Annotated in this window: 11 protein-coding genes; 5 read left to right on the top strand and 6 right to left on the bottom strand. The window is 69.8% G+C overall.

Features of this window, described 5'->3' with window-relative positions; genetic code table 11:
- Window positions 1-175: 175 nt before the first annotated feature.
- Entirely contained in the window at window positions 176-1,795 is a 1,620-nt protein-coding gene (locus ACFVUT_RS26600; protein ID WP_389654779.1) for an adenosine deaminase, read from the top strand.
- Between the two features lie 96 nt (window positions 1,796-1,891).
- Here ACFVUT_RS26600 and ACFVUT_RS26595 read toward each other — a convergent pair whose 3' ends face one another.
- Window positions 1,892-2,500: a TetR/AcrR family transcriptional regulator gene (locus ACFVUT_RS26595; protein WP_389654781.1), complete on the bottom strand. Its 609-nt coding sequence runs from the start codon at window positions 2,498-2,500 to the stop codon at window positions 1,892-1,894.
- Between the two features lie 111 nt (window positions 2,501-2,611).
- On the opposite strand from ACFVUT_RS26595, the gene ACFVUT_RS26590 reads away from it, so the two are divergent.
- Together ACFVUT_RS26590 and ACFVUT_RS26585 are read left to right on the top strand one after the other, a co-directional pair.
- Entirely contained in the window at window positions 2,612-3,802 is a 1,191-nt protein-coding gene (locus ACFVUT_RS26590) for a cytochrome P450 (RefSeq protein ID WP_389654783.1), read from the top strand.
- Between the two features lie 5 nt (window positions 3,803-3,807).
- Window positions 3,808-4,026, top strand: coding sequence for a ferredoxin (locus ACFVUT_RS26585; RefSeq protein WP_389654785.1), 219 nt, complete (start codon window positions 3,808-3,810; stop codon window positions 4,024-4,026).
- Window positions 4,027-4,263: 237 nt separating this feature from the next.
- Here ACFVUT_RS26585 and ACFVUT_RS26580 read toward each other — a convergent pair whose 3' ends face one another.
- On the bottom strand, window positions 4,264-4,731 hold the full coding sequence (locus ACFVUT_RS26580) for an RICIN domain-containing protein (RefSeq protein WP_389654787.1): 468 nt from the start codon (window positions 4,729-4,731) through the stop codon (window positions 4,264-4,266).
- A 411-nt stretch (window positions 4,732-5,142) separates the two neighbouring features.
- Between ACFVUT_RS26580 and ACFVUT_RS26575 the strand changes: the two genes are divergently transcribed.
- Window positions 5,143-6,063: a hypothetical protein gene (locus ACFVUT_RS26575; RefSeq protein WP_389654789.1), complete on the top strand. Its 921-nt coding sequence runs from the start codon at window positions 5,143-5,145 to the stop codon at window positions 6,061-6,063.
- 246 nt (window positions 6,064-6,309) lie between these two features.
- Window positions 6,310-7,551 carry a hypothetical protein gene (locus ACFVUT_RS26570; protein WP_389654791.1) on the top strand — a complete coding sequence of 414 codons (1,242 nt, stop codon included), beginning with the start codon at window positions 6,310-6,312 and terminating at the stop codon, window positions 7,549-7,551.
- Window positions 7,552-8,079: 528 nt separating this feature from the next.
- Here ACFVUT_RS26570 and groL read toward each other — a convergent pair.
- The 4 genes from groL to thrC all read right to left on the bottom strand — a co-directional run bounded on the left by groL (window position 8,080) and on the right by thrC (window position 12,283).
- A complete protein-coding gene (gene groL, locus ACFVUT_RS26565) occupies window positions 8,080-9,702 on the bottom strand; it encodes a chaperonin GroEL (RefSeq protein ID WP_389654793.1) in 1,623 nt (540 codons plus the stop codon).
- 342 nt (window positions 9,703-10,044) lie between these two features.
- Window positions 10,045-10,251 carry a cold-shock protein gene (locus ACFVUT_RS26560; RefSeq protein WP_003967346.1) on the bottom strand — a complete coding sequence of 69 codons (207 nt, stop codon included), beginning with the start codon at window positions 10,249-10,251 and terminating at the stop codon, window positions 10,045-10,047.
- A gap of 422 nt (window positions 10,252-10,673) precedes the next feature.
- Window positions 10,674-10,952, bottom strand: coding sequence for a MoaD/ThiS family protein (locus ACFVUT_RS26555; RefSeq protein WP_365238239.1), 279 nt, complete (start codon window positions 10,950-10,952; stop codon window positions 10,674-10,676).
- Between the two features lie 29 nt (window positions 10,953-10,981).
- A complete protein-coding gene (gene thrC, locus ACFVUT_RS26550) occupies window positions 10,982-12,283 on the bottom strand; it encodes a threonine synthase (RefSeq protein WP_389654795.1) in 1,302 nt (433 codons plus the stop codon).
- Between the last annotated feature and the right edge of the window lie 11 nt (window positions 12,284-12,294).

Raw genomic sequence — 12,294 nt, 5'->3', positions numbered from 1 at the left:
ACAGGCCCGACCGGCCGAACCGTATGACCGGACCACGTGACCGGACCGCACGGCCGACCACGTGACCGACCACGTGACCGACCATGCGACCGCCCGCGCACTCGATCGAGTGGACGTTTCTGCCACGGCTGTGGATAAAGGCAGAAACGCCCTCCTCGGGCGCGATCATTCGGCGGTGATCTCATCAACCCGGACGGTTCACCGTCCCAAGTCCCTCCTCCCGGCCGGGCTCGGCGCGCTCACCGTGCTGGCCCTGCTCCCGGCGATCCCGGCCTCCGCCGCGACCGCGTCCGCACCGGCCCAGGACGCGGCACCGCGCACCGCCTCCTACGCGGCGCCCCGCGCGGTGACCCTGGCCGAGCGCCGGACCCAGCGCCACCTCGACGCGCTGCGGAACAGGCCCGCGCGGCTGAGGGCCTTCTTCACGGCGCTGCCCAAGGGGGGCGATCTCCACAACCACCTGTCGGGTGCGGCGCGGACCGAGTTCCTGATCAAGCTCGCGGCCGAGAAGGGCCTGTGCATCGACGCCACGATGACGGCCGTGGCACCGCCGTGCGGACCGGGCACGCGGCCCGCCGCCGACGCGCGGACCGATGCCGCGTTCCGGCAGGAGATCATCCGGGCCTGGTCCATGCAGGACTTCCCGCCCGACCAGTCCGGGCACGACCACTTCTTCGACACGTTCAACAAGTTCGGCATGGCGACCTGGGACCGCGGCAAGCTGCTCGCCAATGTCGCCAACACGGTGGTCGAGCAGAACCAGTTCTATCTGGAGACCATGGTCACCCCCGCGTCGGACAGCGCCAGGGCGCTGGCCGAAGCCGTGGGGTACGACCCCGACTTCGCCGCCTTCCACCGCAAGCTCCTGGCGGGCGGGAAGCTCGACCGGGTCGTGGACGAGGCGGTCAAGGAGGCCGACGACGCCGACGTCGAGTTCCGGGCGGCGGCGCACTGCGACAGCGCGCGCCCCGAGCCGGGCTGCCGACTGCCCGTCAGGTGGATCTCCCAGGTGTCCCGCGGCAGCACGCCGGCGCGGGTGTTCACGCAGATCGCGGTCGGCATGCGGCTCGCGGAGCGCGACCCGAGGTTCGTCGCGGTCAACCTCGTGCAGCCCGAGGACTGGGACAGTTCGCTGGCCAACTACAGCCTCCAGATGCGCATGCTGAAGTACCTGCGCGGCCAGTACCCCGGCGCCCACCTGACTCTGCACGCCGGTGAGCTGGCGCCCGGCCTGGTCAAGCCCGAGGACCTGACCTTCCACATCCGGGAGGCCGTGCTCGTCGCCGGAGCCCAGCGCATCGGGCACGGTGTGGACCTCGTCCACGAGGACGACTGGCGGGGGCTCGCCCGGACGATGGCACACCGCAAGGTGGCGGTCGAGGTGCCGTTCAGCAGCAACAAGCAGATCCTCGGCATCTCGGGCGCCGCGCACCCGTTCAACGCCTATCGGCGCTACGGCGTCCCGATCGTCCTGTCGACCGACGACCCGGGGGTCTCGCGGATCGACATCAGCCACGAGTACCAGTACGCCGCCAAGACCTACGGCCTGCGTTACACCGAGCTGAAGGACCTGGCCCGCGCCTCACTGGAGTACGCGTTCCGTGAGGGCCGCAGCCTGTGGGCCACCGACTCCACGCCCTCCGGCTACCGCCTCGTCGCCGCCTGCGCGAGCAACCGGCCCGGCGCAGAACACCCGAGCCCGCGCTGCGCCCGCTACCTCGCCGACAACCCGAAGGCAGCGACCGAGTGGCGTCAGGAGAGGGCCTTCGCCGCCTTCGAGAGCCGTCACCGGTAATGACTCCGCACCCGGCCGGGCCCTGGGCTTGCAGCAGGGCCCGGCCGCAACATCCGGGGTCCTGCGACAGGGTCCGGCCGCACCTCCCGAGGTCGGCTACCGCGCCGGATCCTCACCCGCCGGGGCGGCCCAGAGATGGCTGAGCGTGCCGAGCACGAGGCGGCATACGTCGTCCGGGTCGGCACCGGCCAGAGGTTCGCGCGCGACGACCGTCCGCATCAGGCCGATTCCGAGCAACCAGGCCATGGCCAGATCCGCGCGCAGGGCGCCGTCCTCGGCGTCGGAGAGCCCGGCTAGGGCGTTCTGATATTCCTGGCCCAGCTCCCGCAGGGTTCCGGCCGCCTCGTCGCCCCGCCCGACGGACCGCAGATAGACCTCCAGCGAGCGGTCCTCCGCCGTACCGTCCGCCGCGCTGCGGTTCAGCACCGAACGCAGGGAGGTCTCGAAGAGCTCCTCGGGCGGCGTCGCGCGCACCTGCTCCCGCCCGCCCTGGGCCATGACCTCCGTGAGCAGCCCCTGCTTCGACCCGAAGTACCTGAACAGCAGAGCCTGGTTGGCCCCGGCCCGCTCCGCGATGCTCCGGACCGTCGTCCCTTCGTAACCCCGTTCCGCGAACAGGTCTCGGGCCGCTTCCAGCAGCCGACGACGCGTGGCCGCGGCATCGCGACGGCGCTCTCCGGACGGCGGTGCGGCAGCGGACTCCATGGCGAATTCCTTTCGGACGGCCCGTCAGGATAACGGCCGTAAAGCGTTGTTGACTGCCCGGAAAGCACACTCCTACCGTTGTAAGCATCTGCTTACATACCGGAGGCCGCAGTGACGAAAGCAGACACCACCCCCCGCACCTACCCCTTCAACACCGCCGACGGGCTCCAACTCGCGGAGGAGTACGAACGTGTACGCGACCAGCCGGGCCTGTTGCGGGTCCAGTTGGCCTACGGCGAACCGGCCTGGCTCGTCACCCGCTACGCCGACGCCCGCCTCGTCCTGGGCGACCCTCGTTTCAGCCGGGCGGCGGGAGCCTCGCACGACGAGCCCCGGCAGTCCGAAGGGCGGCGTGACGGCGGCATCCTCGGTATGGATCCGCCCGACCACACACGGCTGCGCTCCCTGGTCGCCAAGGCGTTCACCGTCCGCCAGGTCGAGAAGCTGCGGCCCCGGGTCCGGGAGCTGACAGCGGGCCTCCTCGACGACCTGGAGGCGGCCGGGCCGCCCGCCGACCTGGTCGACCTCTTCGCGCTGCCGCTGCCGGTCGCGGTGATCTGCCAGATGCTGGGCGTACCCACGAAGGACCGGCCGCGCTTTCGTGTGTGGAGCGACGCCGCGCTGTCGACGAGCTCCCTCACGGCCGAGGAGTTCGCCGCCAACCGCGAGGAACTGCGTGCCTACATGGCCGAGTTGATCGCGAGCCACCGGGCGTCGCCGCAGGACGACCTGATGACGGCCCTCATCGAGGCGCGGGACGGCGGCGACCGGCTCTCCGAACTGGAACTCGTCGATCTGTGCGTGAGCGTCCTCGTGGCGGGACACGAGACCACCGCGTCCCAGATCCCCAACTTCGTCCTCACGCTGCTGGACCACCCGGACCAACTGGCCAGGCTGCGGGCCGAGCCCGAGCTCATCGCGGGCGCGGTGGAGGAGCTGCTGCGCTTCGTCCCGTTGGGCAGCGGTGCCGGCCAGGCCCGGTACGCCACCGAGGACGTCGAGGTCGGCGGCACACTCGTCCGGGCGGGCAGCCCGGTGCTGGTCGCCATCGGCGCCGCGAACCGCGACGCGCTCCGGTTCAGCGCCCCGGGCGTGCTCGACCTCGCCCGCGACGGCAACCAGCACCTCGGATTCGGCCACGGGGTCCACCACTGCCTGGGCGCTCCGCTGGCCCGGATGGAGCTTCAGGAGGCGCTGCTCGGGATCATCACCCGGTTCCCGGGGCTGCGGACGGCCGGTGACGTGACGTGGAAGTCCGAGATGCTGGTGCGCGGCCCGCGCGTCATGCCGGTGGGGTGGTGAGCGGCATGACCTGGAAGGTGCGCGTCGATCCGCAGCTCTGTCAGGCATCGGGCATGTGCGCCGGGACCGTCCCCGAGGTGTTCGCGCTGGACGGTGAGCATGCGCGCGTGATCGTGGACGGCGTCGAGCCGGACGAACGGGTCCTGGACGCCTCCGACATCTGTCCGGCCCAGGCGATCACCGTGCACGACGGGCAGTCGGTCATCGGCCCCCGCCGCGACTGAGCCCCGGCAGGCCGGACCGGGCCGGACACCTTGGCCCCAGGCACCCGAGCTCCGGACACCCGAGCTCCGGCCGGACCGGCCCGAGCCCCGGGACACCGAGTCCCGACCCCCGAAGCCCCCCCCCACGGAGAAGCCGCCCCGTGCCGGAACCCGAAGGTTCCGGCACGGGGCGGCTGCGTGCGCGTCGACGACGCCGACGCCAGGCCGGGTCGCCTCTGTCAGCGCGGTCCCGTGGGTCTAGCCGAGCCGCTCCAGGATCCACCGCCCGCCCTCAGGACTGAGGAACACACGGTTTCCCTCTGCGCTCAGGCGGGCCGGCTCGCCGCCGCCGAGAGCGATGGCGACCGGTTCCCTTGAGGCGTCGCCCTGGATCGTCCACCGGTCGGGCTGGTTGCCGCACTCGTCGACCCACACCGCCGGCGGGTAGATCCGGATCGGCGAGAGCGCCAGGCAGCGGTTCTCGCCGCGCGTCTCGACGATCTGGGCCAGGCCGTCGCCCTGGTTGCGGATCTCCCACACGGTGCCGGGGTTGCAGGGCTCGATGTGGCCGCCCAGCGGGCCTTCACCGCCCGCGAGGCACTGACCACTGCGCACGTCACGGATGAAGTACGCGCCGTCGGCGGCGTCGGCGGCCTGGGCGGGGGTGGCCAGCGCCGCCACGGCGACGACGGACGCGGCAAGAGACAGGATCGAACGGATACGCACGGGACTCCTCATACGAAGTGAAGGGAGAATGCGGACCGCACGGCCCGCGCCTCCACGATCACAAGCGCCCGAGGCCGTTCCCCCCGTCCCCCGTCGCGCGTTCCTCCGGTCCACCCCACCAGCGGTGGCGCACAGGAGCCCGACCGGCGTATTCGCCACCCGCCGTACGCCCCCCATCAGGGAAGACCTCCCGGAGCTCAAGCCCCGGAGTCCGAGCACTCTTTCCGAGGAAAGGGCGGTGGGTCAGACCCACCCACCCTCCCCACCTCAGGAGTTGACTTCGGGTGACCGGCTTGCCACGGATGGTGGCCACGCTCTAGCGTTCCGAACAACGAAACGACCCCTGCCGGTGCTGGAACACCGAACAGGGGTCTGACCAACAAGATCGTCACTATGTTGGAGACACGATCCATGGCTGCCAGTCAGCTTAGTGCCGTCCCGCGCACCCCGCACGTATCTCTCCCCCTGCCCGCGCTCCCGCACCCGATGGCCGGACCCGGGTACGGCAAGCGCTCCGCGCCCGCCCAACCGCGGCGTTCCGAGGGCGACTTCGGACACCTGCCACCCCGCGAGGCGGCCATCGCGGTCTACATCGACCGGCTGCCCGACGGCGCCGACATCTCCGTGAAGACGCTGGCCAAGGTCCTCCCGTACGGGCAGTGCGCGCTGCGGACCGCCCTCAACAGGCTCCAGGCCGCCGGTCATCTGCGGCGCGGCAGCGAGTGCGTCACCCGGGACGAGGTCCTGCTCTGGGTGACCCGTACGTACTTCTCCCGCACCGCACGGGACGACTCCTGGTGGGCGGCGTTCACCCGGGGCGACGTACCGCCCGAGCGGCACCCTCACCGCCCCACCCGCTCCCGGGCGTTCGTGCTGCTGGCCGCGCTGGGCCGCACCGCACCCTCGCTCATGCTGTCGGCGGCGGACTGCGCGACGCTGGAACCGCAGGTCACCACGTGGTTCGAGCGCGGCGCCACGGAGGCGGAACTGCTGCACGCCCTGACCGCCGGACTCCCCTCCCCCGTCCACCACGCGGCAGCCCTCGTCCGCAGACGACTGACCGACAAGATGCCACCCGAACGGGGCACTCCGGCACAACAGCGGACCGTGTTGCGCACCCTCGAATGCGGCGAGTGCCGCGCACCGGGCAGCGCGGAGGCCCTGATCGGCGGCCTGTGCGGACCGTGCCGGGGCAACCCCGCCGCCCCCTCCACCGGACCGGCAGGAACCGTCCCGGCCATCGGCGTCCGCGAACGCGTCGGCGAGATCCGGGCGGCGATGACCCCACGAACCGAGCGGACCTCCTGCCCACCGCCCACTGCCCACACGTAACCGCCCGTTGCCCGCAGCCCACACGTAACCGCCCACTGCCCGCCGCCCGCTGCCCGCTGCCCGCTGCCCGCTGCCCGCATGTGACCACCGGCCGCCGTCCACCCCACGCCGCCCGTGCGTGATCGCCAGGTGTCCGAAACCGGCTCCCACCTGGGGGTGGTTTGATCCACATCCCCTACCGGCCGACTACTCCACGTGTTCCTCTAGGGACTTGTCGTAACGAACCGACCCAAAGGGGAACGAACCATGTCCGAACCGACCCTTGAGCAGATCGTCTCGGAGTTGCACCACGGGCCTCCCCTCACCCTCACACCCGGCTCCCGCCTGGACGCCGAGAAGCACGGCGCCCTTCCGCTGCCGCCCAGCACCGTGTGGGATCTGCCGGGCGGCACCGCCTGGGTGTATCTCGGCGAGCGGAACCCGGGCCTCGTGCGGCCCGTGATCATCGCCGACGGCTTCAACACCGGCCCGAGCAGCCTGGACTTCTCCTGGGAGGTCATGGAGTTCGGCGACTACGCGCTGATCAGCGAATTGCGCCGACGGGGACACGACGTGATCCTGCTCGGCTTCCATGAGCGCAGTGCGTCGGTCCTGGAGAACTCCAGGACCGCGCAGGCGGCGATCCACCAGGCGATCGCGGAGCGGCAGGGCGACACACCGCTGGCCGTCGGCGGGTTCAGCATGGGCGGGCTCGTCACCCGGCACGCGCTCGCCAAGATGGAGAGCGAGGGCATCGACCACCAGACGGCGGTGTACTTCTCGTACGACAGCCCGCACCGCGGCGCCTGGATCCCCCTCGCGCTCCAGGCGTTCGCGCACTACATCAAGGATCTCGACAGCCGGTTCTCCGACCAGATCAACAGTCCGGCCGCCCGTCAGCTGCTGTGGCGGCACATCGAGAAGTGGGACGGGACACCGGACCAGAGCGACGAGCGCGCGGCGTTCCTCGCGGAGATGGCGGCCGTCGGCGAATGGCCGCGCCGACCGCGGCTGATCGGGGTCGCCAACGGCAGGGCCGACGGTGTCGGCACCGACGTACGGGCCGGCGAACTGGCCCTGGAGGGCAAGGGCCTGTCGGTCATGGGCACCAAGCTCTACACCCAGGCCCCCGGCGACAACGAACTCGTCGCCAAGCTGCGGGTGGTGACGCTGAAGACCAACGAGGTGCGCACGGCCGGGCTGCCGTCGATCGACGGCGCACCCGGCGGTTCGCTGGAAGGGTTCGGCATCCTCGCCGACGGCCTCAACGCCCTCAGTTCCTTCCTCGGGTTCAAGACCGACGTACGGATCCGCTCGCACTGCTTCGTCCCGGCCGTCAGCGCGGTCGACGTCGGCGACCTGGACACGGACGAGGAGCTGTACAAGGACATCTCCGCGCTTCCGCCGGAGGCCGGCGGACTGGACGAGTTCACGTTCGCGTCCCGCAACGAGGGGCACACCCTCGTGACGGAGGAGCTGTGCGGCTGGCTCCTCGACCGGCTGCCGTAGGACGGCCTGTCCGGAGCGGATGCATCCGTGAGGACGGGCCGAGTGGGTGATGCTCCCTTGGGGTGGGGCATCGCACACGCACGATGCTCCGGCGGGCATCGTGGCTACCGTCAGCACAGCACAGCGCAGCACCGCACCGCACCGCGTGCACATCGCAACGCATCGCATCGCAGCGCAACGCAACGCAGCGCAACGCAACGCAACGCATCGGCCCCCGGAACCAGTTGGGATGCTGGTGATCGATCCGAGGGTTGATCGATGCGGGGGTTGGTCGACGCGGGGGTTGGTCGATGCGAGTCTCTTCGCCCCGTCGAGCTTCGGTTCGGCGGGGCGAAGAGACCCCGTGGCCGACCTACAAGGACCTGACCCGCGGCTGAACCGCTGCCCATACGACAACGTCGGCCCCCAGGACCACAACAGGGTCTTGGGAGCCGACGTCGTGCCAGGGCCCGCATCAACCGACGGTTTCCCCGTCGGCTCCAGGGGCCGAGGCGTTACAGCTGTACAGGAACTGCCGATCCGTCAGGATCAGAAGTCCATGTCACCGCCCGGCATGCCGCCCGGGGCGCCCGCGGATGCCTTCTCCGGCTTGTCGGCGATGACGGCCTCGGTGGTGAGGAACAGAGCGGCGATGGACGCGGCGTTCTGCAGGGCGGAGCGCGTGACCTTCGCCGGGTCGAGGATGCCCTCGGCGATCATGTCGACGTACTCGCCGGTCGCGGCGTTCAGACCGTGGCCGACGGCCAGGTTGCGCACCTTCTCGACGACGACGCCGCCCTCAAGACCACCGTTGACGGCGATCTGCTTCAGCGGGGCCTCCAGCGCCAGCTTGACGGCGTTGGCGCCGGTCGCCTCGTCACCCGAGAGCTCCAGCTTCTCGAAGACGGCCGAGGCCTGGAGCAGAGCCACGCCACCACCGGCGACGATGCCCTCCTCGACGGCGGCCTTGGCGTTGCGCACCGCGTCCTCGATGCGGTGCTTGCGCTCCTTGAGCTCGACCTCGGTCGCGGCACCGGCCTTGATGACGGCCACGCCGCCGGCCAGCTTCGCGAGGCGCTCCTGGAGCTTCTCGCGGTCGTAGTCCGAGTCGGAGTTCTCGATCTCGGCACGGATCTGGTTGACACGACCCTGAACCTGGTCGGTGTCACCGGAGCCGTCGACGATCGTGGTCTCGTCCTTGGTGATGACGACCTTGCGGGCGCGGCCGAGCAGGTCGAGACCGGCGTTCTCCAGCTTGAGGCCGACCTCCTCGGAGATGACGGTGCCACCGGTGAGGATGGCGATGTCGCCGAGCATGGCCTTGCGGCGGTCACCGAATCCGGGCGCCTTGACGGCGACGGACTTGAAGACACCCTTGATCTTGTTCACGAGCAGGGTCGACAGGGCCTCGCCCTCGACGTCCTCGGCGATGATCAGCAGCGGCTTGCCGGACTGCATGACCTTCTCCAGCAGCGGAAGGAGGTCCTTCACGTTGCTGACCTTGGAGCTGACGATCAGGATGTACGGGTCGTCGAGGGACGCCTCCATACGCTCCATGTCGGTGGCGAAGTACGCCGAGATGTAGCCCTTGTCGAAGCGCATACCCTCGGTGAGCTCCAGCTCCAGACCGAAGGTCTGGGACTCCTCGACGGTGATGACGCCTTCCTTGCCGACCTTGTCCATGGCCTCGGCGATGAGCTCGCCGATCTGGGTGTCGGCGGCGGAGATGGAGGCGGTCGAAGCGATCTGCTCCTTGGTCTCCACGTCCTTGGCCTGCTCCAGGAGGGCGGCGGAGACGGCCTCGACGGCCTTCTCGATACCCCGCTTGAGAGCCATCGGGTTGGCACCCGCGGCGACGTTGCGAAGGCCCTCGCGCACGAGCGCCTGGGCGAGAACGGTGGCGGTGGTCGTACCGTCGCCGGCGACGTCGTCCGTCTTCTTGGCGACCTCCTTGACCAGCTCCGCACCGATCTTCTCGTACGGGTCCTCCAGCTCGATCTCCTTGGCGATGGACACACCATCGTTGGTGATCGTGGGGGCGCCCCACTTCTTCTCAAGGACGACGTTGCGACCCTTGGGGCCAAGGGTGACCTTGACGGCGTCGGCGAGCTGGTTCATGCCGCGCTCGAGACCGCGCCGGGCCTCCTCGTCGAACGCGATGATCTTGGCCATGTGAAGTGGTCCTCCCGGACAGGGGTGGATTGCTCCGGACCGAGTGGCGCCCGCGACGGACGGCCTGCGTGACCGGTGGTTCCTTGCCCCACCGGACCTGCGGGCCTCACCGGCCCGGTCCAAGTTCTGTCACTCTCACCTGGAGAGTGCTAACGCCAATGATTAGCACTCGACCCCGGAGAGTGCAAGCGTCCCCTTCGGGATGTGGACGACGTCGGCCAAGCGACACGCACGCGCGGACGCGGACGACACCACGCGCGGACGCGGACGCGCGGAGGGCCCGTACCTCTGGGGTACGGGCCCTCCGCGCGTGAGTGGTGTCGTTGGCCGACCGCGCCGAACTCAGCCGACGGCGAGCTTGACCATGTCCGCCTGCGGCCCCTTCTGGCCCTGCGAGATCTCGAACTCAACTCGCTGACCCTCTTCGAGGGTGCGGTAGCCGTCCATCTGGATCGCACTGTAGTGGACGAAAACATCCGCACCACCGTCGACCGCGATGAAGCCGTACCCCTTCTCCGCGTTGAACCACTTGACGGTGCCCTGAGCCATGCCTAACTCCCCTATTACTGGCCCTTGCGCAGGACCGCACTTCGCGGACCCGGGTCAGAACTCACCCCCCGTCAGGGGAGGGTGTGTGCGCCGGAACGCGTCGACCGCGGCTGAATGTATCTGCCCAACTGCCCTCTGCAACAGGTCAATCGGACGAGAATTCTGAGCCGCACCGATCGCCCGAATATGAGGAATTCATAATATTCCTGGGCAAGTCGGGCCGGGCAAAGGTGACTTTTGGCGCATGGAGATCGCACACTTTGGCTGCTTCTTGTCGCGGCCAGGCGCATTCTTATCTGCGGGCGGCGCGAGCAGCTGGGGGGACTTCCCACACTCTACCGCGCTCAACCATGCAGAATTGCCCCCTCCGCTTCTCTCGCAGAGGGGGCAATTCCGATATCGCTGTCAGGCCGGAAAGGCGGTCAGCAGCCGCCCGCCACAGCCGGGATGATCGAGATCCCGGCGCCGTCCGGCGTCGCCGTCTCCAGGCCGCCCTCGAAGCGCACGTCGTCGTCGTTGACGTACACGTTCACGAAGCGGCGCAGCTTGCCCTGGTCGTCCAGGACGCGGGCGGCGATGCCGGGGTGGTTCTGCTCCAGGGACTCGATGACCTGGGAGAGGGTCGCGCCCTCGGCCGGGACCTCGGCCTGGCCGCCCGTGTAGGTGCGGAGAATGGTGGGGATGCGGACCTTGACGCTCATGAGGGGTGCCTTTCTTCAGTCTCGGGTGGTCAGCTGCCGGCGAGGCCGGCGGCGCGGAAGGCGTCCAGGCTCGGCCGGATCGTCGCGGTCGCCTGCGAGGTCGCGGCCACCGCGTCCAGGGTCTTGAGGCCGTCGCCGGTGTTGAGGACGACGGTGGTCAGCGTCGGGTCGAGCAGGCCCGCCTCGATGAGCTTCTTCGTCACACCGACCGTCACCCCGCCCGCCGTCTCCGCGAAGATGCCCTCGGTGCGCGCCAGCAGCTTGATGGCGTCGACGACCTGCTCGTCGTCGACGTCCTCGACCGCACCGCCAGTGCGGCGGGCGATGTCCAGGACGTACGGCCCGTCGGCCGGGTTGCCGATCGCCAGGGACTTGGCGATGGTGTTCGGCTTCTGGGGCCGTACGACGTCGTGTCCGGCCTTGAAGGCGGTGGAGACGGGGGAGCAGCCCTCGGCCTGGGCGCCGAAGATCTTGTAGGGCTTGTCCTCGACGAGGCCGAGCCTGATCAGTTCCTGCAGCCCCTTGTCGATCTTCGTGAGCTGCGATCCGGACGCGATCGGGATGACGATCTGGTCGGGCAGCCGCCAGCCGAGCTGCTCGCAGATCTCGTACGCCAGGGTCTTGGAACCCTCGCCGTAGTACGGGCGCAGGTTGACGTTGACGAAGCCCCAGCCCTCGCCGAGCGGGTCGCCGATGAGCTCCGAGCAGAAGCGGTTGACGTCGTCGTAATTGCCCTCGATGCCGACCAGCTCGCCGCCGTACACCGCGGCCATGACGACCTTGCCCTGCTCCAGGTCGTGCGGGATGAACACGCAGGAGCGGAAGCCGGCGCGGGCGGCGGCGGCACCCACCGCACCGGCGAGGTTGCCGGTGGAGGAGCAGGAGAGCGTGGTGAAACCGAAGGCGCGGGCGGCCTCGACGGCGATGGCGACGACACGGTCCTTGAAGGAGTGCGTCGGGTTGCCGGAGTCGTCCTTCACGTACAGGCCGCCGGTGACGCCCAGCTCGCGGGCGAGGTTGTCGGCCTTGACCAGCTTGGTGAAGCCGGGGTTGATGTTGGGCTTGTCCGCGACATCGGCGGGGACCGGCAGCAGCGGCGCGTAACGCCAGATGTTGTTCGGTCCGGCCTCGATGCGCTTCTTCAGCTCGTCGGGAGAGCCGCTCGGCAGGTCGTACGCCACTTCGAGCGGCCCGAAACAGGACGCACAGGCGAAGAGGGGGCCGAGCTCGAAACGCTCGCCGCACTCGCGACAGGAAAGCGCCGCGGCGGGGCCGAGATCGACAGCGTCGTCGGAAGAATTGGTGCTTACTGCAACAGTCTGCGCAGCCATGGTGGCGAGGC

The sequence above is a fragment of the Streptomyces sp. NPDC058051 genome (assembly GCF_042885475.1).
GTDB lineage: Bacteria > Actinomycetota > Actinomycetes > Streptomycetales > Streptomycetaceae > Streptomyces.
Note: the sequence above shows the minus strand (reverse complement) of the source record. Positions and strands in the feature narration are given on the sequence as shown.

Bases quoted from the DNA above. Each gene is read 5' to 3' on its own strand.
- ACFVUT_RS26595 (WP_389654781.1), bottom strand. From the start codon at position 2,500: ATGGAGTCCGCTGCCGCACCGCCGTCCGGAGAGCGCCGTCGCGATGCC.
- ACFVUT_RS26585 (WP_389654785.1), top strand. From the start codon at position 3,808: ATGACCTGGAAGGTGCGCGTCGATCCGCAGCTCTGTCAGGCATCGGGC.
- ACFVUT_RS26575 (WP_389654789.1), top strand. From the start codon at position 5,143: ATGGCTGCCAGTCAGCTTAGTGCCGTCCCGCGCACCCCGCACGTATCT.
- ACFVUT_RS26570 (WP_389654791.1), top strand. From the start codon at position 6,310: ATGTCCGAACCGACCCTTGAGCAGATCGTCTCGGAGTTGCACCACGGG.
- groL (WP_389654793.1), bottom strand. From the start codon at position 9,702: ATGGCCAAGATCATCGCGTTCGACGAGGAGGCCCGGCGCGGTCTCGAG.
- ACFVUT_RS26560 (WP_003967346.1), bottom strand. From the start codon at position 10,251: ATGGCTCAGGGCACCGTCAAGTGGTTCAACGCGGAGAAGGGGTACGGC.
- ACFVUT_RS26555 (WP_365238239.1), bottom strand. From the start codon at position 10,952: ATGAGCGTCAAGGTCCGCATCCCCACCATTCTCCGCACCTACACGGGC.
- thrC (WP_389654795.1), bottom strand. From the start codon at position 12,283: ATGGCTGCGCAGACTGTTGCAGTAAGCACCAATTCTTCCGACGACGCT.